This is a genomic window from Ensifer sp. WSM1721 (assembly GCF_000513895.2).
Taxonomy (GTDB): Bacteria; Pseudomonadota; Alphaproteobacteria; order Rhizobiales; family Rhizobiaceae; genus Sinorhizobium.
Genome location: NZ_CP165782.1, coordinates 1,712,092 through 1,734,300, shown reverse-complemented (window position 1 = coordinate 1,734,300; position 22,209 = coordinate 1,712,092). Strand labels below are relative to the sequence as shown.

Sequence of the window (22,209 nt, the reverse complement as noted above, 5' to 3'; positions counted from 1 at the left end):
CAGAATGGCCCCGCCGTGACAATGTAAATTTTCCGCTTGACAATGTCGACACGGAGACGACATTAATTAACAGTGTCGACACGGAGACGACACAAATAACAAGATCGGCAATGGCCGACGGGTGGAACCGCGCGCAAAAGCGCCGTCAAACAGAGGAAATTGAAGATGCTTTCGAAGATGCTTGCGTCCGCCATGCGGGCGTTGCCTGCGCTTACCCTGATGGCCGGCATTTCTGGGAGCGCCGCTTATGCACAGACCGCCGAAGGCTACTGGCAGGGTGTGCAGAAGGCCGGCGTTTTGCGATGCGGCGCTGCCGTTGCTCCGCCCTATGTCATGCGTGACCCGGCCACCGGTGAATACTCCGGCTTCTTTGCGGATCTCTGCCGCGAATTCGCCGATGCCCTGAAGGTCAAGCCGGAATTCGTCGATACGACCTGGGACAACATCGTCGCCGGTCTGCAGGCGGGCAAATGGGATGTCTCGCTCGCGTTGAACCGGACGCCGGCCCGCGCCATGGCCGTGCAGTTCTCCATCCCGGCGATGGAGTACCAGATATCGCTCGCCTACAATAAGGAGAACCCGACGATTCCGGCCGGAGCGACCTCGGTCGCCGACATCGACAAGAAGGACGTGACGCTGGCTGTCATGTCGGGGACGGCGCAGGATAAGGCAATCACCGCTGCGGTGAAAAACGCAACGATCCTGCGCCTGCCGGGCAACGATGAAACGCGCCTCGCGGTCGTCTCCCGGCGCGCCGACATCCTCGTCGATGCTTCCGACACCAATCAACTCTTCACCCAAGCCAACCTGGATTGGGCGGTGGCGTTCAACCCGGCGCCGGCCTTGGCGAAGCAGGGCGTCGCCTTCGGCCTGCCGCATCAGTTGTCGGCCGCCGACGTTGAAGTGGTGAACATCTTTCTGGAGGAAAAGGTCGCGACCGGCCACGTGGACGAACTGATCCGCAAGGCTGTCGATCAGGTGCTGAAGAGCACTCAATGACAAAGGCCTGGCCGGGCGGTCATTTCGTTTGCCCGGCCGCTCTCATCCCTCTTTTGACCAGTGAGATCGGCGATGACCATGTCCTTCAGTGCTCCCCTTGTCAAAATCCAGTCCCTTCACAAGAGCTACGGGCCTCACATCCAGGTGCTCAAGGGTCTGGACATCGAGATGAAGCCCGGCGAAAGGGTGGTGGTCATCGGCCCGAGCGGTGGCGGCAAGAGCACGCTCCTGCGTGTCGTGATGGGGCTTGAGAAGATCGACAGCGGCTCGATCAGCTTCGGCGGCAAGCCTTATATCTCGTCCGAGGGAGCCGACAAGAAAACCGTGATCGACGCCGAGGTGCGGCGCTCGATCGGCATGGTGTTCCAGCACTACACGCTGTTCCCGCATCTTAACGTCGTCCAGAACCTGATCCTCGCGCCCTGTAAGGTGCGTGGTGAAGCGAAGGCGAGCGCCACCAAGCGCGCCCAGGCGCTGCTCGAGCGCTTCGGCCTTGGAGCCAAGGCGAACGCCTATCCGGCGCAGCTTTCCGGCGGACAGAAACAACGCGTGGCGATCGCCCGCGCCTTGATGCTCGACCCGAAGCTGATGCTGTTCGACGAAGTGACGTCGGCGCTCGATCCGGAGCTCGTCGCCGAGGTCGAGCAGGTGATCCTGCAGCTTGCCCGCCAGGACATGCCGATGATGATCGTCACCCACGACATGTGGTTTGCGAAGAACATCGCCTCGCGCGTCATCTTCTGCGCCGGCGGCGTGGTCGTCGAGGATGGACCGCCGGAGCAGGTGCTCGGTTCGCCGAGGGAAGAGCGCACCCGCGAGTTCATCGACCGCGTCTTCCACATCCGGCACTAGGAGGGCGAAATGGGTTATTCCTTCGACTTCCAGTCCATCTCCTTCGGACCGCTCTGGGAAGGGCTGATCGTCACGCTGCAACTGACGGTCGCCGCCAATATCATCGGCGTCGTGCTCGGCTTTTCACTGGCGCTGCTCATCATGAGCCGCTTCGCGCCGGTACGGCTGCCGGCCATGCTCTTCGTCGAATTCTTCCGTTGCACGCCGGCGATCGTGCAGATCGTCTGGTTCTTCTATTGCGTGCCGATGCTGTTCAACGTCTTTCTCGGCTCGATGACGATGGGCATCCTCGCGCTCGGCCTCAACCTGATGGCCTTCAACGCCGAGGCCTATCGCGCCTCGATCCAGGCCGTTCCGCGCGAACAGCTCGATGCCGGCATCGCGCTCGGCCTCAATCCGCTGCAGCGCACGCTCTATATCGTGCTGCCGACCGCGGTTCGCGCTTCGATACCCGTCCTGCTCACGAACGGCATCGGTATCTTCCAGCAAACGGCGCTGGTCGCCATCGTCGCCGTGCAGGATCTCATGTACCAGGCGAAAACGCTTGCGACGGAAACCTATCGGCCGATCGAGACCTTTACGATCGTCGCACTCGTCTACTTCGCCGTCTCGTTCCCCGTTTCCCAGATCGTCGGCTATCTCGAACGTCGCCGCCAACTGATGATGAGCTGAGGAGAAGACCATGGATCTCGACTTCTCGATCATCCTTCGCTTCCAGGAAGCGCTCGCGCTCGGTCTCTGGACGACGGTCAAGCTGACGCTGATCTGCGTGGTCCTCGGCTGCAGCCTCGGCTTTGTCGTCGGTCTTGCCCGAACATCGCGCAACGCCGTCCTGCGCTCCATCTCCGGTGCCTATGTCGAGTTCTTCCGCGGCACGCCGGTGCTCATCCAGCTCTTCTGGATCTTCTTCTGCCTGCCGCTGATCCTCGGCGTGGAGCTCTCCAATCTCGCCTCGGGGGTGATCGCACTCACGCTCTACATGGGTGCGATCAGCAGCGAGACTTTTCGTGCGTCGCTCAAGTCCATCGGTCCGGAGCAGCTCGATGCCTGCGTCGCGCTCGGCCTGCCGCGCCGCGTCCAGGTGACGAACGTGATCCTGCCGCAGGCGGTGCTCCGCGCCGTTCCGACGCTGCTTTCGAACTGCGTCAGCCTGTTCAAGGAAAGCGCACTCGTTTCCGCGGTCGGAATGGCGGACCTGATGTTCGTCGGCCAGAACATTTCTAACAATACGGCGCGCCCCGTCGAAGTGCTGACGGTCGTCGCCCTCATCTACTTCGTCATCGCATTCCCGCTCACCCGCGCCGTGACCCTCGTCGAGCGGCGCGTGCTCGCCAAACTCGCGATCTGATCGCGGAACTCTTGCATAGGAGATATCCCATGAAACTCTCTGGCGTCATGCCGGCCCTCGTCACCCCGTTCGACGCGAACAACAGGATCGATTTCAAGGCCTTTGAAAAGCTTCTGGCACATCTGCGTGAAGCCGGCGTCACCGGCTGGGTTCCGAACGGGTCGACCGGAGAATATTTCAGCCAGTCCACCGAAGAGCGCCGCGATGTGCTGCAATTCGTCAAGGATTTTGCCAAACCGGGTGAGATCCTGATCGCCGGCACCAATGCGCCTGCCACCCGCGAAGTGATCGAGCAGACGGCGATCGCCAAAGAGATCGGCTATGACACTGTGCTGCTCGCTCCGCCGTTCTACACCCGGCCGACGCAAGCCGAATTGATCCGGCATTATGAAACCGTGCTCGATGCCGTCGATGTGAACCTGGTCCTCTATTCCTATCCGGCCAAAGACGGTTCGGACATCAGTTTCGAGCTGATGGACCATTTCGCCGACAATCCGCGCGTGATCGGGATCAAGGAAAGCTCGGGGGTTTTGCAGCGCGCCATCGACATCGCCAGCTGCTACGAGGGCCGCATTCAACTGGTTTCCGGCTCGGACGACATTGCGCTCGACTTCATGTTCTGGGGCGCGGAGAGCTGGATCTGCGGCCCGTCGAACTGCATGGCCAAGCCCTGCTGTGACCTCGACAGGACATTCAAATCCGGCGACCTCGACAAGGCGCGTGCGCAGATGAAAACGCTCTACCGGGCGATGAACATCCTCGAAAGCGGCAAGTTCGTGCAGAAGATCAAGTATGGCTGCGAGCTTCAGGGCCTACCCATGGGTGAGTGCCGCGCGCCACTGGGCCCGCTGACCGACGATGAAAAGGCCGAGTTCCGCGTCGCTATGGAGCCGATCCTGAACTGGTAAGCCCGGCAAGAGGGCGTGAAACTCGCCCCCGCCTTCCATCCAATCTTGAGGACAGGTCGTGTCTGCTATCGCAGTCGTCGGCGCCGGGATCATCGGCGTCACCATCGCCTTCGAACTTCAGCGCCGGGGATTGAGCGTCGTTCTCATCGACCGTGATGGACCCGGCAAGGGCGCCTCCTACGGCAATATGGCGTCGATCGCGGCCACGGAGTTCATGCCTGTCTCCCGTCCGTCCATCTGGGTGCAGATGCCCAAATGGCTCCTCGATCCGGAAGGCCCGGTGCGCATCCGGCCCTCCTACATGCCGAAGCTGATGCCCTGGTTTTTCCGCTTTCTGTCGGCCAGCCGGCCCTCTCGCGTACGGGAGCTGGAGGTGGCAGGCGCGGTATTGTGCCATCGCGTCCACGAGGATCTCGATTTCCTCCTCACGGCTACCGGTCTATCGGGCATGCTGACGGAGGAGGGGTGCCTCAGCCTCTATGCGGACGAGGCGGAATTCAAGGCGGACCGGGAGCATATCGAAGTCCTCGAACGTTTCGGCTTCCGTCACGAAATCATCGGCGGCGATGCAATCCGTGATCTTGAACCCGCACTGTCGCCGAAGATCGCCAAGGCGGTCCTCTTTCCCGACAACCGTTCGATCCGCGACCCGTACCGACTGGTCGTGAAGCTCAGCGAAAAATTCCTCTCGCTCGGCGGGAGCATCGAGCAAGGCGAAGTCGTCGGCTTCGACCACGGCGACCGCGTCAGGGCCGTCCGGCTCAAGGATGGTCGTTCGTTCGAGGCGTCCGAGATCGTGCTTTGCGCCGGCGCCTATACCGGCAAACTTTCGCGCCTTCTCGGCGAGCCGATCCCGCTCGAAACCGAGCGCGGCTATCATACCCAGATCATGGCGCCGGGTGTCTCGATGCGCCACTCGATCATCTGGCCCGCGCGCGCCTTCATGGTGACGCCGACGGCGGGCGGCATCCGCGTCGGCGGTACGGTGGAAATGGCGGGGCTCGATGCCGCTCCGGACTATCGGCGAGCGAAGATTCTCGTGAAACGGGCGCAGGAGGCGTTGCCGGAGTTGCGCGCCGACGAGGCGACGGAGTGGATGGGCCACAGGCCGGCGCTTCCCGACACGGTGCCGATCATCAGCCCCTCCGCAAAACACCGGGGCGTCTTCTATGCCACCGGTCACGGGCATCTGGGCCTGACTTATGCGGCGACGACCGCCCGGCTTATGGGCGACCTTGTCACCGGTGCCAAGCCCCCGATCGATCTCAAACCATACCGCGTCGACCGGTTCTGACGAGCCGACCGACGCAAGGGAAGGAATGGAGCGAAAATGCGAAACGAACTCTATGTAGACGGAAAGTGGGTGGCACCGGTCAAGGGCGGGACTTTCGAGATCGTCAATCCCGCGACGGAAGAAGTGATCCACAGGGCTGCAGCCGCGACTGCCGAGGATGTGGACATTGCCGTAAATGCAGCGCGCCGCGCCTTCGACAAGGATGGTTGGCCGAAGCTTTCCGGACGCGAGCGCGCCCGCTATCTCAGGGCAATCGCCGACGGTATCCGGACGCGGCAGGCGGAGATCGCCCGGCTGGAGGTGATCGACAACGGCAAGCCGTTCCCCGAAGCGGACTGGGATGTCGCCGACGCGGCCGGCTGTTTCGACTTCTACGCTGGGCTCGCCGAGCAGCTCGACAACAATCCGGAAGAGCCGATCGCGCTTGCGGATGCCCGCTTCACCTCCAAGGCGGTCAAGGAGCCGATCGGTGTCGCGGGTGCGATCATTCCCTGGAACTATCCGCTGCTGATGGCGGCATGGAAGGTGGCGCCGGCGCTCGCCGCCGGCTGCACGGTCGTGCTGAAGCCCGCCGAAGTCACCTCGCTGACGGCGCTCGAACTCGCGGCGATCGCCGACGAGGCAGGCCTGCCGCCGGGCGTCCTCAACATCGTGACTGGTTCCGGTTCGGTTGCCGGACAGGCGATCATCGATCACAAGGGCGTCGACAAGCTCGCCTTCACCGGCTCCGGTCCGGTCGGCTCGAAGATCATGGCGGCCGCCGCCCGCGACATCAAGCGCGTCAGTCTGGAACTCGGCGGCAAGTCGCCCTTCGTCGTCTTCGACGATGCGGACATCGACGAAGCGGTCGAATGGATCATGTTCGGCATCTTCTGGAACCAGGGGCAGGTCTGCTCGGCCACCTCGCGGGTTCTCGTGCAGGAAGGCATCTACGAGCGCCTGCTGGCGCGACTGGTCGAGGAGACGAGAAAGATCAAGATCGGCAATGGCCTTGAAGAAGGCGTGCTCCTCGGACCTCTGGTATCCAAGCGCCAGCACGAGCAGGTCGTCGCGGCGATCGAGGCGGCGAAAGCCGCCGGTGCGACGGTCGCCTGCGGCGGAAAGCGCCCGGAAGGCTTCGAGAGGGGCTACTATCTCGAGCCGACGATTCTGACCGGCGTTCCCTTGGACAGCGACGCATGGCGCGAGGAAATCTTCGGGCCCGTCCTTTGCATCCGACCGTTTTCGGCGGAAGAGGAAGCGATAGAGCTTGCCAATGATTCCCGTTTCGGTCTCGCCGCAGCCGTTATGTCGAAGGACGATGTCCGTGCCGAGCGGGTTGCGGCGGCCTTCCGCGTCGGCATCGTCTGGATCAATTGCTCGCAGCCGACTTTCACCGAGGCCCCGTGGGGCGGGTACAAGGAATCCGGCATCGGCCGCGAACTCGGCCGCTGGGGTCTCGAAAACTATCTCGAGACAAAGCAGATCACCCGCTTCGCCACCGGCCAAAAATGGGGCTGGTATATAAGATGAATGGAAGCCCGATGAACTGGGGTCGTTCGCTCGACCTGCTGTTGGTTCATTGCCAAGGCGAGATCGGCAAGGTGATCGTCGGCGGCGCGCCGGAAATCCCCGGCGCGACCATGCTCGACAAGATGAACCACATCAACATCGTCGACGACAGCCTCCGCCGCTTCGTGACTTTCGAGCCGCGCGCCAGCGTCGCCATGTCGGTCAACCTGCTCGTCGCGCCGACGAGGCCCGATGCCGATGCGGGCTTCATCGTTCTGCAGGCCGATCGCGCCCATCCGATGTCCGGCAGCAACTGCATCTGCGTCGTGACTGCGCTTCTCGAAAGCGGACGCGTTGCAATACAGGAGCCGGAGACGATTGTCCGACTCGACACGCCCGCCGGGCTGATCGTCGCACGTGCTGCCTGCCGGAACGGCCGCTGTTTGTCGGTCAGCCTCGATAACGTGCCGAGTTTCGCCGAGGCGCTGGACCGGGAGATTGAGACGCCGCGCTGGGGTCGCATCAAGGCGGATATTGCCTTCGGTGGCGTCTACTATGCGATCGTCGACGTCGATCAGATAGGCGTCGGTATCGCGCCGGACCACGCGCGCTATCTCGCCGAGGCGGGGATCGAGCTGAAGTCGCTCTTGGCGGAACAGGTGACCGTGAAGCATCCGGAGCTGACCGGCGTCGACGAGATCGCCTATGTGATGTTCCGTGGAGAGGAGCCGGACGGCGCGGTGCGCACCTGTACGACGCTGAAGCCCGGTCGTGTCGATCGGTCTCCCTGTGGTACCGGCAGCTCGGCAAACCTGGTGACGCTTTACGCGCGCGGCAGAATTGCGGTCGGAGATCGGCGGACGTCGCGCTCGATCATCGGTGGCGAGTTTACCGCGGAGGCGATCGGCATGACCGAGATTTGCGGGCGTCCCGCCGTGCTGCCGCGGATCACCGGCCGCGGCTGGATCTACGGTCGCGAGCAGCTCCGAATTTCCGACGAAGACCCGTTCACAAGCGGTTTCGCGCTCTCCGACACCTGGGGCCCGCAAGTTCACCAATTGACCGAGGATGGATGACATGGCCGGCGAAACGAATTCCCTCACGGGTCAGACGGTGCTCGTCACCGGGGCCTCCGGCGGCATCGGCGCATCGATCGTCGAACGCCTCGCCGCTGAAGGCGCCCGGCCGCTGATCCACTACGGGCGGGACAAGGATGGCGCCGAGGCGCTCCTTGCTCGAATTTCTGGGCGCGGAGTGATCCTGCAGGCGGACCTGTCCAGTGCCGAGGGTCCTTTCGAGCTTTGGCGAAAGGCCGATGAAGCGGCCGGCCGGATCCATGGGCTGATCAACAATGCTGGAATCCGGACGGAGATATCGATCGACGCCGATCCGGAAGCATGGAAGGCGGCCTGGCAGAAAGAATTTCAGGTGAATTTCTTCGCCGGTGCCGATCTCTGCAAGGAGGCGCTGAGGCACTTCAGGACGCATGGCGGCGGCCGTATCGTCAACATGGCGAGCAGGGCAGGGCAGCGCGGATATGCGGCCGACGCGATGCCTTATGGTGCAACGAAGGCTGCGCTCGTGAATCTCACAAAATCGATCGCCCGGAGCTTCGGTCGGGATGGCGTCGTTGCTGTCGCCGTAGCGCCCGGCTGGGTCCGCACCGACATGGCCGAGGCGTTCATTGCGAAACACGGGAAAGAGGCAGCGGTCGCCGATATTCCGATCGGCGAAATGGCGGAGCCGGCAGAGGTCGCCGAGCTGGTTGCCTTCCTGCTGCGCCCGTCGCAGGCGTCGCTCAACGGCGCGACGCTCGACGTCAACGGCGGCAGCTATATTCGATAGGAGCCAACCATGAAAAGATTCGAAGGCAAAGTTGCAGTCGTTACCGGCGGAGGCGGCGGCATCGGTTCCGCCATTGCCCGCCGGCTGGCGGGCGAGGGGGCCTTGGTGGTCGTGTCTGACGTGAATGGCGATGCGGCGGGCGTCGTGGCAGACGAAATCGTCTTCGGGGGTGGCTCCGCCGTTGCCATTGCCGCCGATATCTCAAAAAAGGAGCCGTGCTTCGCGCTGATTGCCAAGGCCTTCGATAACAAGAAGCGCATAGACATTCTCGTCAACAATGCGGGCATCAACCGGCGCGGCAACCTCATGTCGCTGACCGACGAGGACTGGCACACGAGCTTCGCCGTCAACCTCGATTCGATGTTCCATCTTTGCCGCGCCGCCATCCCGCATATGACGGAGGCTGGCGGCGGAGCGATCGTCAACACCGCATCGCAATGGGGCCTTTATCCGGCTCCGAACCACATCGCCTACAACACGACAAAAGCAGCAGTTGCGGCCTTCACGCAGAATCTCGCTCGTGATTATGCGCCGCACAAGATTCGCGTCAATGCCGTCTGCCCCGGCGAGATCCACACCCCGATGCTCGAGGCGGGAGTGAAAAGATCGGGGCGCACCATTGCCGATCTCGACAGGCTCGTTCCCTTCGGCCGGATCGGGAAACCGGAGGAGGTTGCCGCGCTCGTCGCTTTCCTTGCATCCGACGAGGCGGCATTCATGTGCGGCTCGCTTGTGGAGATAACCGGCGCAGAGGCGGTTGCTTGATTTCTTGAGTTGTCTCAGCGGCGCGGCTGGTCAGTCGGCTCCGAGATACCCTGCACCGCTCTCTTTACGGCATCCGTTCCGCTTCGCGCGAGGTCGGCCAGAGCAACGATGCCGACGAGGCGCTTGTCCCGGTTCAGAACCGGGAGGCGATGAACCTGGTGTTCAGCCATGGCGTTAGCCGCCTGGTCCACTTCGTCGTCCTCGAAACAATAATAGATGCGTTCGGACATGACCTGGCGCACCGTCGTATTGCCGGCCATTTTGTCTTCGGCGACCCCGCGCATGGCGATGTCGCGATCCGTCACCATACCTATGAGGCGGTCGTTCTCGCCCACCGGCAACGCGCCGATGTTATCGGCACGCATCGTCCGCGCCGCGTCGCGGATCGTCGTATTAGGGTCGATGACGTCGACCTTTCGCGTCATGATTTCGTTGATTTGCATCGGATTGCCTCCATTCGTGGTCGTGATCTTTAGGCTTAACCGCTCAGTTCCATGTCCGTTCCCTGGCTATCGAGATCGTTTCGATCTGCGCTAACGGCTCAGATCCACGCCTCCGCCTCTCCGAGAAGCCGTATGACCTCTTCGTCGGATGTCTGGTCGAAGTCGATATAGTGGAGGCCGACAGCCCGGAATGGGTCCGGTATTTGCAGGCAGATGACTTCGTCAGCCTCTGCCTCGAGTTCCTTGAGCACGCCGCTCGGTGCGACGGGAACAGCAAGAATGATCCTGCCGGCTCCTGTTTTACGCAAAGCCTTCAACGCGGCCTTGACGGTGCCGCCTGTGGCGATGCCGTCGTCCACGACGATCACCGTGCGTCCCTCGGTTGGCGTTGGCGGTCGACCTCCTCGATAAATCTCGCGCCGTCGCTCGATCTCGGCGAGTTGGCGCTGGCTCTCGGCCTCAACATAGCCAGCGGGAGGATCGACGGCGCGCATCGCCTCCTCGTTGTAGACGAATTGCGGATCGCTGCCGTCCACCACCGCGCCGATGCCGAATTCGGGGTATCGAGGCGCGCCGATCTTACGCACCAGTAGCAATTCAAGCGGCGCCCGCAGCGCTTTGGCAATCTCGACGGCCACGGGAACGCCGCCGCGTGGCAATGCCAGGATCAGGGGATCCGAGTGGTTGTACTTTGTCAGGACGTCCGCGAGCTGCCGGCCCGCATCCCGGCGGTCCACAAATTTCCGCGGAGGATGTGTCATGGTCTCATGTCCCTTTTGGAGAGATGCACCCGGAACCAGTCTGTTGCATGCCGGACCACCTGATCCATGGTGCCGGGTTCCTCGAAGAGATGACCCGCGCCGTCGACAATGATGAGCCGCTTCTCGCACGTAAGCGCGTCGAAGGCGCGCTCGTTCATATCGATCACCGGCCCATCGAGACTTCCGACGAGAAGGAGGGTGGGTGCGCGAACTTCCGGTAGCACCTGCATGGCGAGATCGGGGCGGCCGCCCCGTGATACGACGGCGCCGACATCCGGTTCGGCGTAGGCTGCCCGCAGCGCCGCGCCTGCACCCGTGCTCGCGCCGAAATAGCCGACCGTTAGCTCCGGCGCCACGGAACCTTCAGCCACCCAGCGCTTGGCCGCCACGAGACGGCTGGCAAGAAGATCGATGTCGAAGACGTTGCGGCGATCCTGCTCTTCCTCCGGTCTCAGGAGATCGACGAGAAGCGTCGCCAAGCCTGCTTCCCTCAATGCCGCGGCAACGCGATTGTTGCGCGGGCTGAAGCGGCCGCTTCCGCTGCCATGGGCAAAGATCACGAGGCCGCTTGCGCCGGATGGGACGCCGAGAAAACCCTCGATACCCTGGGGCTCGATTCTTATCGATTGCACATCGTCGGGAGTCGAGAAGGCCATTTGCTTGCCCTCGCGATGTTGGAGGTATCCTGTACCGTGGTGATACCCCAATCCCCGCGAAGGTAGATTGTTCCCCGCTTCTCGGATCCATGCTGCCGCGTTACGCCTTGCTATGGACTGTCGCGCCATCTCGCATTATGCGGATCTGCGCAATATATGATTTCTGCCCATTGCGGCGCTTTCGCTCGACGATGCTGCCCATGGATTTGCTACAAGCCTCTGACCGTTTGCTACATTGTAGCAATAGCACAGCATATACGGGCAAAAAGGGATCAAACGAGAGCTAACGAGACATGAAGGAAAAGGCGCAAACGGCTGAAAACGCGGGAAAGAGCAGGTACTTCAAGGGACCTGTTTTCGCCGTGGCGCCGATGATCGATTGGACCGATAGGCACTATCGTTTCTTCGCGCGGCAGCTTTCGCGCCATGCGTTGCTCTATACCGAGATGATCGTCGCCGACGCGATCCTGCGCGGCAATCGGGAGAAACTGCTCGGCCATGACTCCTCGGAGCATCCGGTCGCGCTGCAGCTCGGCGGCAACGATCCGGCGAAGATGGCGCAAGCGGCGCGGATCGCCGAAGATTTCGGCTATGACGAGATCAACATGAATGTCGGCTGCCCGTCCGACCGGGTGCAGTCCGGCACTTTCGGCGCTTGCCTGATGCAGGAGCCGGCGCTGGTCGCCGAATGCGTTGCGGCGATGAAGGCGACGGTCACGATTCCCGTCACAGTCAAATGCCGCATCGGCGTCGACGATCAGGATCCGGAGGTGGCGCTGCGCGACCTCGTCGGCGGCGTCAAGGCGGCCGGCGTCGACGCTATCTGGGTGCATGCCCGCAAGGCCTGGCTGCAGGGCTTGTCGCCGCGTGAGAACCGCGAGATCCCGCCGCTCGACTATGGTCTCGTGCATCGTTTGAAAGCGGAAAATCCGAATCTTTTCATTGGTCTGAACGGCGGTCTTCAGACGCTGAATCAGGCATTTTCGCATCTCGGGCCGCAATTTGCCGCCAATGCTGAGACGAGCTCCATGGCGGGAGACAAGAACGAACGCGCTCTCGATGGCGTCATGCTCGGCCGCGCCGCCTATCACGACAGCGGCCTTTTGACGGCGGCAGACGGCTATTTCGCCCACCCGCTGACGGGCGCCGCGCCCGCACCGATCGAGCCGGGCGCCTTTTCCGATCGCCACCATCGTCTGTCGCTCGAATTCTGGGCCGGCATTCGCGACGTCATGGCGGAATACGCCGCTCGTCATATTGAGAATGGCGGTCGGCTGATCCACATTACCCGCCACATGGTCGGGCTGTTCCAGGGCTGGCCGGGCGCGCGGCGCTACCGCCAGATACTCTCCGCCGATGCCACTCGTAAGGGCGCCGGCCCGGACGTGATCCACGCTGCCTTTGGGGCAGTTTTCGAGGCGGTTACCGTGCGACAGGCGGCGGAGTAGGGGGCGGCGGCTCCCTGCCGCTGCTTCCCTCATTCCTGTGCTCGTCACAGGAATCGAGCAACAGCGCGTCGGCGCTGTGAATGACTCCGATCCAGGTGTGAAGGCTTCCAAGAATTATCTCCGCGCCCAAGGACTTGGGCGCGCTGGATTCCTGTGACGAGCACAGGAATGAGGGAGCAGGGGGAAGCCTGGATTGAGGAGACCGCGTGGCGTTTGGCAACCACGCGCCACAAAAACGGCGCCTCTTGCGAAGCGCCGTCCTTCAAATCCTGCGTCTAACGTCCGGCTTAGATTGCCTGGAGGTTGACGGCCTTCGGGCCCTTGCCCATGCGGTCCGGCTCGGTGTCGAAGCTGACCTGCTGGCCGTCCTTCAGGGTGGTGAGGCCGGCTGCCTGAACGGCCGAAATGTGGACGAAAACGTCCTTCGCGCCGCCGTCCGGCGTGATGAAACCAAAGCCCTTGTCTTGGTTGAAGAATTTTACGATGCCCTTGGTGGCCATGGAAGAAGTCCTTTTCCTTCAGTCTGTCATTTGCCGCAACCTCGCGCTTCAGTATCACGCTTCGGCTGCTTTAGGTAGTGTGTTCGTGCCCCCGAAGGGAAACGAACCTGTCGTCTTCAGCAAAATGCTGAAAGGCGTCGAGTGGTCACGAATATCGGGGAAAAGACGTCAACGATGCCGCTTGCGGCTGTCCCGGCGCCAAGCCGGGCTCAAACGAAAGTCCAGTCTCCGGGATTGAAAACGCCCGAACGGTGGTAGGAGTGACAGCATTTCGGGGAAAAGGCAAGGGAAGAGTTCTACTGACGGCAGAACGCTGCAACGCATTGCGGCGGCGGCTGTTGGCGCCGTCCGGCGAAGCGCCTGCGGCCGACAAATGGCGTGGATTGCCTCGTTTCGAACACATTTTCGTCCCGACGCTGAGATGAGCGTGGCGCGCTCCTTCCTGTCGACACAGGCTTGCTGCTCACGCGGCAAACCGGTAGGTCTGGACCGAGACGAATATTTGACGAAGAACGGGTGCCGGCGTGATCGATCCCTATGCCCTCCTTGGAATTGAGCGCGACGCCGACGAGCGGGCAATCCGCACGGCCTACCGCCGCGCAGTGAAGACCGCGCACCCCGACCGCGGCGGCGACGCGGAAGAGTTCGGAAAGCTGCAGGCGGCCTACGACCTCCTGAAGGACCCGGTGCGCCGCAAGGTCTATGACGACACCGGCTACGACCCGCAACTCGTCGATCCCAAACAGCTCAAAGGCCTGATGATGCTGGAGACGCTCGTCAACGACTTCATTCTCGACCTGCGCGAGCCCGGCAGCTTCGACCCTGTCGCGGCGATGAGGCGAAAACTCTCCGACGACATCGTCAAAACCCGCTTCCACATCCTCGAACTGGAACGCCACCGCTCCCGCGTCCGCAAACACCTCGACCGCCTCGGCCGGCGGCCGGAGACGGACGTGCTCGGCTCGATGCTGCGCGCCCGCAGCCAGTCGATCAGCGACGCGATCAAGAATGCCGAGGCGCAGATCGAGGCGATCGAGGAGGCGTATCAGATGCTCGAGGGTTATTCGTACGAGATGGAGCCGCTGGAGGTAGAGGCGCGCGCGGCGGAGTAGGCTTGCCTTGTTCATGCGTCTCCTTTGCCGAACTGCAGCGGTGCGCCCAAAAACCTAACATTTCGGTGAAAAGCCGGCCATCGCAGGCAAACGTTGTATTGTCGCGATCGCGCTACTTACTCGCCTGTAATCTGGCCGATACCTTTCTGCCTACCGCATTCGACCTGGAACTAGCCGGCAGTCGAGGTGGGGTTACCCGCCGCTGTCCTGCCGGACATCCCCAAGGCCCACAAGTGTGGAGATTGGGCTTGGCCCGTCCTTGCTGCCCAGCTTGAGGTCTTCTGCGATTGGTCGATCGCTGGGGCAGAACGCGCTGAAGGAGAGGCAGAACTCGCTTAGGGAAATTTGCACTGGGCAAAGGCTCGCGGCATTCCTTTGCAGATCCGATATTGCGTTCTATTGACGTAGTAAAACTCCACAATGTCGGCTCTGAATTGAGCGACAAGCCGCTACTTCAGTGCACATAACTTCCCCGAGCAAAGCTTGTTTTTTGATTAGACTAGTTGTGTGTTAAGATCCTGAAAGTTCCGGGAACCATGTCCTTGAAACGGGAGGAAGCAACATGCCTGTTCAAGTCCCGACGGATTTCCGCCGCGTGATCGTTGCCGCGTCGGTCGGAAACATCATCGAATGGTATGACTTCTATATTTTTGGAAGCTTGGCCGCAGTTCTCTCGGTCAAGTTCTTTGAACAATCAAATCCGGTCGCAGCTCTGCTGAGTACAATCGCGCTGTTCACGGCAGGATTCCTGATCCGTCCACTGGGAGCATTCCTCTTCGGCTGGATGGGCGACCGGGTCGGCCGCAAATATACGTTCCTCCTAACGCTCAGCGGAATGGGGCTGGGCACCGGCGCGATCGGCCTGATCCCGACCTACCAGTCGATCGGTCTGACCGCTGCGTTCCTTCTCTTCGGCTTGCGGATGATCCAGGGCTTGTGCCTGGGCGGCGAGTATGGCGGCGCCATTACCTACGTCGCCGAGCATGTCCCCGATGAACGCCGCGGCTACTACACCGGCTGGCTTCAGACCTCTCCGACGCTCGGGATCGTGGTGTCGCTGGCGGTGATCATCGCGACGCGCACCTATTTCGGCAATGAAGCTTTCGACGCGTGGGCGTGGCGCGTGCCGTTCCTGGTGTCCTTCCTCCTAGTGGGCATCGCTATCTACATCCGGCTCCAACTCCAGGAGACACCGATCTTTCAGGAGATAAAGGCCAGGGGGCAGATGACCCAAAATCCGTGGAGGGAGGCCTTCCTCAGCTCCAACATCAAGTATGTTGGAATTGCCACAATCGTGCTGATCGGGCAGGGCGTGGTCTGGTACAGTGGTCAGTTCTGGGCGTTGTACTTCCTGCAGCAGGTTTCCAAGGTGGACGCTCTGACCTCGGCTTATATCGTGGGAGCCGCCCTGCTCATTGCCACGCCGAGCTTGATCTTCTTCGGGTGGCTGTCCGACATCATCGGCCGCAAGCCGGTGATCCTCGGAGGCATGTTGCTGGCGGCGGTCACCTACTATCCGCTTTATCTGTGGCTCGGAACGGTCACGCAGCCCGACAATATCAACTATCCGGTAGCGATCTTCATCATCTTCATCCTCGTCTGCTATGTCGGGATGGTCTATGGGCCCGTCGGTGCCTTCCTGGCGGAATACTTCCCCGGCCGGATACGGTACACGTCCGTATCGGTGCCGTATCACATCGGCAATGGTTGGGGCGGCGGGTTGGTGCCGTTTGTCACCTCGGCAGGCTTCGCGGCGACCGGAAGTATCGGCTACGCACTGATCTATCCGATCGTGGTTCCTGCCGTGTGCTTCGTGCTGGGCCTATTGCTGATGCCCGAGACGCGCCGTGTAAGCATATGGGAGCCGATCCAGCCTAGACCGGGAACGTAAGCAAGCCGCCGATGCGCGCGCTCTTCCGACAGGGTGGCGCGCGCTTGCGGCCGTGCCCATCACCGGCCCGGCCGCCCCGTCTTGCCCTTGGTCCGCCCCGTGCGTCGCTTCTCTTCCGCCGGGTCCTCATAGGAGCCGACGCCCGGCTTGGCGCGGGTGAGGATCGGCTTTTCCGGGGTCTTGGCTGGCACCGGCTTCTCGGTCCTGCCCACGGTCATCTCGTCGAGGGTGTTCTTGCGGAATAGCGATCCTTCACTCGACTTGCGCCCGGCGGGGATCGCCACGTCGCGGCCCATTTCGTCGAGGTCGGGCTTGCGGAAGAGGGGCCGTTCGGTGTCGGTGCCTGGTCCCATGTCGTCAAGCGAGGGCTTGGCGAAGTAGCCGGCGGTCTTTCCCTCCCCCTTGTGGGGAGGGTGGTCCGCACGGCCGGGAGGGGTGTCGCCGCTTTTCCCCTCCCCAACCCTCCCCACAGGGGGGAGGGAGCCTGTCGTGCTTGCCGCGCCCTTGCGGACCTCTTGCGATTTCGCTTCTTCGCGCGCCATCGGATCGTCGAGCACCGCCAACTCTGCGGCCTTGAGGCGCTTGATCTCGTCGCGGAGCCGCGCGGCGGTTTCGAAGTCGAGGTCGGCGGCGGCATCGCGCATCTGTTTTTCCAGCGCGTTGAGATGCGCCTGCAGATTGTTGCCGACGAGGTGGCCGGCTCCAGCAAAACCCTTGCCCGAGACGCCGGAGATGTCGGCGCGGACGTGGTCGCGCTCGTAGACCGAGTCGAGGATGTCGGAAATCTTCGCCTTCACCGATTCCGGCGTGATGCCGTGCTCGGCATTATAGGCCATCTGCTTCTCGCGGCGGCGGCCGGTTTCGTCCATCGCCCGCTGCATCGAGCCGGTGATCGTGTCGGCATAGAGGATGACCTTGCCGTCGACGTTGCGGGCGGCGCGGCCGATCGTCTGGATCAGCGAGGTCTCCGAACGCAGGAAGCCTTCCTTGTCGGCATCGAGGATTGCGACGAAGCCGCATTCGGGAATGTCGAGACCTTCGCGCAGCAGGTTGATGCCGACCAGCACGTCGAAGGCGCCGAGGCGGAGATCGCGGATGATCTCGATGCGCTCCAGCGTATCGATGTCCGAGTGCATGTAACGGACGCGGACACCCTGTTCGTGCAGATATTCGGTCAGGTCCTCGGCCATGCGCTTGGTGAGCACGGTGACGAGGGTGCGGTAGCCGGCGGCGGCCGTCGCCCGGATCTCGCCGAGCACATCGTCGACCTGCGTCTTCGCCGGGCGCACCTCGACCGGCGGGTCGATGAGGCCGGTCGGGCGGATCACCTGCTCGGCGAAGACGCCGCCGGACTGCTCCATTTCCCAGGCGCCGGGCGTGGCCGAGACGGCGATCGTGTCCGGGCGCATCGCGTCCCATTCCTCGAAGCGCAGCGGCCGGTTGTCCATGCAGGAGGGCAGGCGAAAGCCGTACTCGGCGAGCGTCGCCTTGCGGCGGAAGTCGCCGCGATACATACCGCCGATCTGCGGAATGGTGACGTGGCTCTCGTCGATGAAGATCAGCGCATTGTCGGGGATATATTCGAACAGCGTCGGCGGCGGCTCGCCCGGCCTGCGTCCGGTCAGATAGCGCGAATAGTTCTCGATGCCCTGGCAGGAGCCGGTGGCCTCGAGCATTTCGAGGTCGTAGCGCGTGCGCTGTTCCAGCCGCTGCGCTTCCAGCAGGCGGCCGGCGCGTTCCAGCTCGGCGAGGCGCTGGCCCAGTTCCTCCTTGATCGCCTTGATGGCGGCGTTCAGCGTCGGCCGCGGCGTCACATAGTGCGAATTGGCATAGATCTTGACCGATTTCAGGTCGCCGGTCTTCTGGCCGGTCAGCGGGTCGAACTCGGTGATCGCGTCGATCTCGTCGCCGAACATGGAGATGCGCCAGGCGGCATCCTCCAGGTGGGCCGGGAAGATCTCGATCGTGTCGCCGCGCACGCGGAAGGAGCCGCGCTGGAAATCCATGTCGCGCCGTTTGTACTGCTGCGCCACCAGGTCGGCGAGGAGTTGCCGCTGGTCGAGCCGGTCGCCGACATTCATCTGGAAGGTCATTGCCGTATAGGTCTCGACCGAGCCGATACCGTAGATGCAGGACACCGAAGCGACGATGATGACGTCGTCGCGTTCGAGCAGCGAACGCGTCGCCGAGTGGCGCATGCGGTCGATCTGCTCGTTGATCGAGGATTCCTTCTCGATATAGGTGTCCGAACGCGGAACGTAGGCTTCCGGCTGGTAATAGTCATAGTAGGAGACGAAATATTCGACCGCGTTCTCCGGGAAGAAGTTCTTGAATTCGGAATAGAGCTGCGCAGCGAGCGTCTTGTTCGGCGCGAGGATCACCGCCGGGCGCTGTGTCGCCTCGATCACCTTGGCCATGGTGAAGGTTTTTCCCGAGCCGGTAACACCCAGGAGTACCTGGTTGCGCTCACCGGAGCCGAGGCCGTCGACCAGATCGGCGATTGCCGTCGGCTGGTCGCCGGCGGGTTGGTAGTCCGACTGCATGCGGATCGCTATGCCGCCCTCGGACTTTTCCGGCCGGGGCGGGCGGTGCGGCGTCCAGAGCTTGCCGTCCTTGAACAGCGGATTGCCGCTCTCGATCAGCTTCGCCAGCGCCTGGACCGTGGCAGTTACCCCGGACCCCGACGTGAGCTTGTCGGCATCCTCCAGCGCGACATCGAGACCGGCCACCGGGTTGAGCCCGGCTGCGGCGCGGGTCTTAGGGTCGGTCGAACCGCCCATCGAGGTGCCACGAGCGGATTTGGACGCGGAAATCTCGACCTTCTTGCGGTGCTTGCCTGCCTTGGAGGCGACTTCGCGCCGGTTCTCGAAGGTGCTCGCCTCTGCCTCCGCCTCGAGCTGCTTCACCCAGTCGGAGACATTGCCGGAGAGCGGCGTGCCGGAAAGCGGCGCCTGCGGGGCTTCTTCGAAACCGCTGGGCGCCGACGATTTCTTCGAGGAGTTCTTCGGGTTTTGGGCCATGGCGGGGAATATGGACAGAGTCAGCCCGAATGTGAAGGGGGAATGAGTACAAAAGGGAAACGGTGAGTTTGGTTTTCGGAAACCCTACTGCATCCTGTTATGGGCCGCGATAACCCTTGGCGCTGAGACGTTCGACGGTCGCTAGCCTCATCTTGCGAGTTGGATGGTGGTAAGGATCACGGCGGCGCACCAGCGACAACGAGGGCGGCTGTCCGGGCCGGGAACAATCGTCGCGCTCATGCCGCCGCCTTCACGAAATCGAGGGCGGAAACGGTGCGCTTTGGATCGACTTCGTAAGTCTCGGCGGTCACGATCCCCTGCACGACGAAGGGATCGGCGGCGATACGCGCATCGTGCGCATCACGACTTTCCCCATGAGCGAGAATCGCGCCGCCTGCGGCGGGCTGAAGCGAGCCGACGCAGAGGAACACGCCATCGGCGAAGCCCTGCGCGATCCAGGCGTTATGCGCTGCCATGAATTCCGACGCGGCCATACGGTTTTCTGCGAATCTCAGGAAAGTGACGAACATCGGTGCTCCTTGATCAAGTGGATTGCGAAAAGTCCGGCAGGGACGCTAGCCAATGTTCGATCCCGGCCACTTCGTTGCGGATGAATGCCTCATCCTTGAAGGCGGTCGCCATCGCCGTCACCCCCTGCGACCAGGCCAGAAGATGCAGCGCCAGCATCTCTGCCCGATCAACGGCACCAAGGGCACGCATCTGTTCGGCGAGCCAATCACGGAAGAGGCCGAAGATTTCGGTCGCGCGGCCCTGCGCGGCGTGGTCCAGTTTGGCGAGTTCAGAGCAAAGCGTTCCGACCGGGCAGCCGGAATCCATGATCTGGGTTCGGTTGGCGATCAGCATATGAATGAAGGACAGGATGCGCTCGCGCGGACCTTCGCGCTCGGCCTGCCAGCCGTCGAGCATCGCGCGTGTCCGCTCCATTCGCCGGGCAATCACGGCTTCGAGTATGTCGTCCTTGGTCTTGAAGTGGTGATAGAAATTCCCGCGCGATATGCCCACGGCTGCGGCGATGTCCGCAAAGGACGTGGCCTCGAATCCGCTCTCGTAGAAGAGGGCATCCGCCTCTTCGACAATCTGGTCACGGGTTGACTGTGCTGGCATTTTCCCTCAACGCCCTGTTTGACACATAAGCACTAGGACGATCGTCCTAGTGCTGTCAAGACGGGAACGTCAAGCGAGGGCGGTTCCGAAAAGCGCTGTCTTTCGAGCGGAAGTTGCCTGCGTTCCTTCATCCCCGTGCTCATCACAGAAATGAGGAATGTCGGGTGGACGGGTAAGTCTCTTGCGGGCGGCCTTTCCGCTCGGCATCGTCGTCAACGATGATTCGCTTCCTCCCGAGGTTTTCATGCCCTTCGCCATCAATCCCGCCTACATCTGGCCGGTCCTGTTGCTGCTCCTCTCCAACATCTTCATGACCTTCGCCTGGTACGGGCACCTGAAGTTCACCTCTTCGCCCCTCTATATCGTCATCGTCGCGAGCTGGGGCATCGCCTTCTTCGAGTATTGGCTGGCCGTGCCGGCCAACCGCATCGGCCATTCGGTCTATTCGGCGGCGCAATTGAAGACGATGCAGGAGGTGATCACGCTCGCCATCTTCGTCCTCTTCTCGATCTTTTGGCTGAAGGAGCCGATCGGCTGGCACCAGCTCGTCGGCTTCGCGCTGATCGCGGCCGGGGCGTCGTTCATCTTCAAGGGGTGAGGGCGGCCACGACCGGTCCTCATCCTTCGGTTAGTCGAGCAGATCGAAGGCGCGGTACATCCAGGCGAGTTGATAGAGGATGGCGCCAATAAGAAAAACGGCATGAAAGCGCCGGTTCGGCGTCACGGCTGCCACCGTGCAGAGCGCGATATAGGCGGCGTTGCGCAGCGGGTATTCGATGCCGAAGGACTGGAAATAAGCCCTTCCCTTCAGGGCCGTGTCGACGATGTCGACGGCGAAGGCGAGCGCCAGGAAGCCGAAGAACCAGGCGCGCCGCGACATGAAGTAATGCTCGTAGCCGCTGTATTCATCGAGAGATGTCGGAAAGAGTAGCACGCAGAGAAAAAAGAAGACGCAGCAATAGAGGATGACGAAGAGGTAGACGCTGACGTCGATGACGGCGAGCGAATGCAGGTGGTACTCCCACCACCAGAAATGGACGAGGAAGATGAACATGAACAGGACCCATCCGAGATGGATCCAGTAGACCTTCGTTTTCCCCGGATGCTGGACGAAGAGCGCCACGCCGCTCAGGAGCCGCGCGAGACTGAGGCTGATCACCATGCCCATGACGACGCGGATATGCGAAAAGACCGCCGGATCGGGCTGGGACGCGTCCATGAGGTGGTTCCTATTCCTCCTCGGGCACCGGTGTCGGTTTGCCGGTCGAGTCGAGCGCCACCATCACGAAAACGGCGTCCGTAACCTTCTCCATCACATGCGAAAGGTAACGCTGCGCCCAGGCTTCCACCTTGAGCGTCATCGAGGTGCGTCCGACCTTGACGATGTCGGTATAGATGCAAAGCGTGTCGCCGATCTTCACCGGCAGCGCGAAAGCCATCTCCTTGACGGCGGCCGTCACGACGCGACCTCTGGCCCGCTCCGCGGCCCGGATGCCGCAGGAAAGGTCCATCTGCGCCATGACCCAGCCGCCGAAGATGTCGCCGGCGGCATTGGCATCGCCGGGCATGGCGAGCGTGCGCAAGGTCAGTTCGCCGTTCGGCTTGGTCACTGCAGGCATGCGGCCGTCTCCTTCTTGCTTTGGCAAGCTTTAGCGCATCGGCGCCCTGCGAGAAAAGATCGATCGCGACAATTCCGCGCTGAAGACGCAAGGCGCGGCACGCCTATGGTTTCCCGATCGTTAATGGTGACT

General features: G+C 62.3%; 23 protein-coding genes. 14 read left to right on the top strand and 9 right to left on the bottom strand.

Annotated elements, in window-relative coordinates:
• Positions 1 to 165 precede the first annotated feature (165 nt).
• From M728_RS08480 to M728_RS08435, 10 genes are all read left to right on the top strand, one after another.
• On the top strand, positions 166 to 999 hold the full coding sequence (locus M728_RS08480; protein ID WP_026622150.1) for an ABC transporter substrate-binding protein: 834 nt from the start codon (positions 166 to 168) through the stop codon (positions 997 to 999).
• 72 nt (positions 1,000 to 1,071) lie between these two features.
• Positions 1,072 to 1,851, top strand: a complete 780-nt coding sequence (locus tag M728_RS08475) for an amino acid ABC transporter ATP-binding protein (protein ID WP_034884129.1) — start codon at positions 1,072 to 1,074, stop codon at positions 1,849 to 1,851.
• A 9-nt stretch (positions 1,852 to 1,860) separates the two neighbouring features.
• Positions 1,861 to 2,523, top strand: a complete 663-nt coding sequence (locus M728_RS08470) for an amino acid ABC transporter permease (RefSeq protein WP_026622148.1) — start codon at positions 1,861 to 1,863, stop codon at positions 2,521 to 2,523.
• A 10-nt stretch (positions 2,524 to 2,533) separates the two neighbouring features.
• Positions 2,534 to 3,199 (top strand): amino acid ABC transporter permease, encoded by a 666-nt coding sequence (locus M728_RS08465; protein WP_026622147.1) that lies wholly within the window; start codon positions 2,534 to 2,536, stop codon positions 3,197 to 3,199.
• A 29-nt stretch (positions 3,200 to 3,228) separates the two neighbouring features.
• A complete protein-coding gene (locus M728_RS08460; protein WP_026622146.1) occupies positions 3,229 to 4,107 on the top strand; it encodes a dihydrodipicolinate synthase family protein in 879 nt (292 codons plus the stop codon).
• Positions 4,108 to 4,165: 58 nt separating this feature from the next.
• Positions 4,166 to 5,401 carry an FAD-binding oxidoreductase gene (locus M728_RS08455; RefSeq protein ID WP_026622145.1) on the top strand — a complete coding sequence of 412 codons (1,236 nt, stop codon included), beginning with the start codon at positions 4,166 to 4,168 and terminating at the stop codon, positions 5,399 to 5,401.
• Between the two features lie 36 nt (positions 5,402 to 5,437).
• Positions 5,438 to 6,913: an aldehyde dehydrogenase family protein gene (locus M728_RS08450; RefSeq protein WP_026622144.1), complete on the top strand. Its 1,476-nt coding sequence runs from the start codon at positions 5,438 to 5,440 to the stop codon at positions 6,911 to 6,913.
• An 11-nt stretch (positions 6,914 to 6,924) separates the two neighbouring features.
• A complete protein-coding gene (locus M728_RS08445) occupies positions 6,925 to 7,968 on the top strand; it encodes a proline racemase family protein (protein ID WP_026622143.1) in 1,044 nt (347 codons plus the stop codon).
• A gap of 1 nt (position 7,969) precedes the next feature.
• Positions 7,970 to 8,737, top strand: a complete 768-nt coding sequence (locus M728_RS08440; RefSeq protein WP_026622142.1) for an SDR family NAD(P)-dependent oxidoreductase — start codon at positions 7,970 to 7,972, stop codon at positions 8,735 to 8,737.
• A 9-nt stretch (positions 8,738 to 8,746) separates the two neighbouring features.
• Positions 8,747 to 9,502: an SDR family NAD(P)-dependent oxidoreductase gene (locus M728_RS08435; protein ID WP_026622141.1), complete on the top strand. Its 756-nt coding sequence runs from the start codon at positions 8,747 to 8,749 to the stop codon at positions 9,500 to 9,502.
• Between the two features lie 14 nt (positions 9,503 to 9,516).
• Here M728_RS08435 and M728_RS08430 read toward each other — a convergent pair whose 3' ends face one another.
• The 3 genes from M728_RS08430 to M728_RS08420 form a co-directional block, all read right to left on the bottom strand.
• Positions 9,517 to 9,945 (bottom strand): CBS domain-containing protein, encoded by a 429-nt coding sequence (locus tag M728_RS08430; protein ID WP_026622140.1) that lies wholly within the window; start codon positions 9,943 to 9,945, stop codon positions 9,517 to 9,519.
• Between the two features lie 98 nt (positions 9,946 to 10,043).
• Positions 10,044 to 10,706 (bottom strand): phosphoribosyltransferase, encoded by a 663-nt coding sequence (locus tag M728_RS08425; RefSeq protein WP_026622139.1) that lies wholly within the window; start codon positions 10,704 to 10,706, stop codon positions 10,044 to 10,046.
• A complete protein-coding gene (locus M728_RS08420) occupies positions 10,703 to 11,362 on the bottom strand; it encodes a dienelactone hydrolase family protein (RefSeq protein WP_026622138.1) in 660 nt (219 codons plus the stop codon). The genes M728_RS08425 and M728_RS08420 overlap by 4 nt, the downstream gene beginning before the upstream one ends.
• A gap of 293 nt (positions 11,363 to 11,655) precedes the next feature.
• On the opposite strand from M728_RS08420, the gene dusA reads away from it, so the two are divergent.
• The gene (gene dusA, locus M728_RS08415) at positions 11,656 to 12,810 is read left to right on the top strand and encodes a tRNA dihydrouridine(20/20a) synthase DusA (RefSeq protein WP_026622137.1); all 1,155 of its coding nucleotides are present in this window, start codon (positions 11,656 to 11,658) and stop codon (positions 12,808 to 12,810) included.
• Between the two features lie 287 nt (positions 12,811 to 13,097).
• On the opposite strand, the gene M728_RS08410 is transcribed toward dusA, so the two are convergent.
• The gene (locus M728_RS08410; RefSeq protein WP_026613872.1) at positions 13,098 to 13,310 is read right to left on the bottom strand and encodes a cold-shock protein; all 213 of its coding nucleotides are present in this window, start codon (positions 13,308 to 13,310) and stop codon (positions 13,098 to 13,100) included.
• A gap of 524 nt (positions 13,311 to 13,834) precedes the next feature.
• On the opposite strand from M728_RS08410, the gene M728_RS08405 reads away from it, so the two are divergent.
• On the top strand, positions 13,835 to 14,422 hold the full coding sequence (locus M728_RS08405; protein ID WP_026622136.1) for a J domain-containing protein: 588 nt from the start codon (positions 13,835 to 13,837) through the stop codon (positions 14,420 to 14,422).
• 562 nt (positions 14,423 to 14,984) lie between these two features.
• The gene (locus tag M728_RS08400; RefSeq protein ID WP_026622135.1) at positions 14,985 to 16,313 is read left to right on the top strand and encodes an MFS transporter; all 1,329 of its coding nucleotides are present in this window, start codon (positions 14,985 to 14,987) and stop codon (positions 16,311 to 16,313) included.
• 59 nt (positions 16,314 to 16,372) lie between these two features.
• Here M728_RS08400 and uvrB read toward each other — a convergent pair whose 3' ends face one another.
• The 3 genes from uvrB to M728_RS08385 form a co-directional block, all read right to left on the bottom strand.
• Complete coding sequence (uvrB, locus tag M728_RS08395) at positions 16,373 to 19,333, bottom strand: excinuclease ABC subunit UvrB (RefSeq protein ID WP_026622134.1); 2,961 nt, start codon at positions 19,331 to 19,333, stop codon at positions 16,373 to 16,375.
• A gap of 236 nt (positions 19,334 to 19,569) precedes the next feature.
• Positions 19,570 to 19,863, bottom strand: a complete 294-nt coding sequence (locus M728_RS08390) for a YciI family protein (RefSeq protein ID WP_026622133.1) — start codon at positions 19,861 to 19,863, stop codon at positions 19,570 to 19,572.
• A 13-nt stretch (positions 19,864 to 19,876) separates the two neighbouring features.
• A complete protein-coding gene (locus M728_RS08385; RefSeq protein WP_026622132.1) occupies positions 19,877 to 20,458 on the bottom strand; it encodes a TetR/AcrR family transcriptional regulator in 582 nt (193 codons plus the stop codon).
• A 244-nt stretch (positions 20,459 to 20,702) separates the two neighbouring features.
• On the opposite strand from M728_RS08385, the gene M728_RS08380 reads away from it, so the two are divergent.
• Positions 20,703 to 21,056, top strand: a complete 354-nt coding sequence (locus M728_RS08380; RefSeq protein WP_026622131.1) for a DMT family protein — start codon at positions 20,703 to 20,705, stop codon at positions 21,054 to 21,056.
• A gap of 30 nt (positions 21,057 to 21,086) precedes the next feature.
• On the opposite strand, the gene M728_RS08375 is transcribed toward M728_RS08380, so the two are convergent.
• Both M728_RS08375 and M728_RS08370 read right to left on the bottom strand, forming a co-directional pair.
• Positions 21,087 to 21,677: a hypothetical protein gene (locus M728_RS08375; RefSeq protein ID WP_026622130.1), complete on the bottom strand. Its 591-nt coding sequence runs from the start codon at positions 21,675 to 21,677 to the stop codon at positions 21,087 to 21,089.
• A 10-nt stretch (positions 21,678 to 21,687) separates the two neighbouring features.
• On the bottom strand, positions 21,688 to 22,077 hold the full coding sequence (locus M728_RS08370) for an acyl-CoA thioesterase (RefSeq protein WP_026622129.1): 390 nt from the start codon (positions 22,075 to 22,077) through the stop codon (positions 21,688 to 21,690).
• Between the last annotated feature and the right edge of the window lie 132 nt (positions 22,078 to 22,209).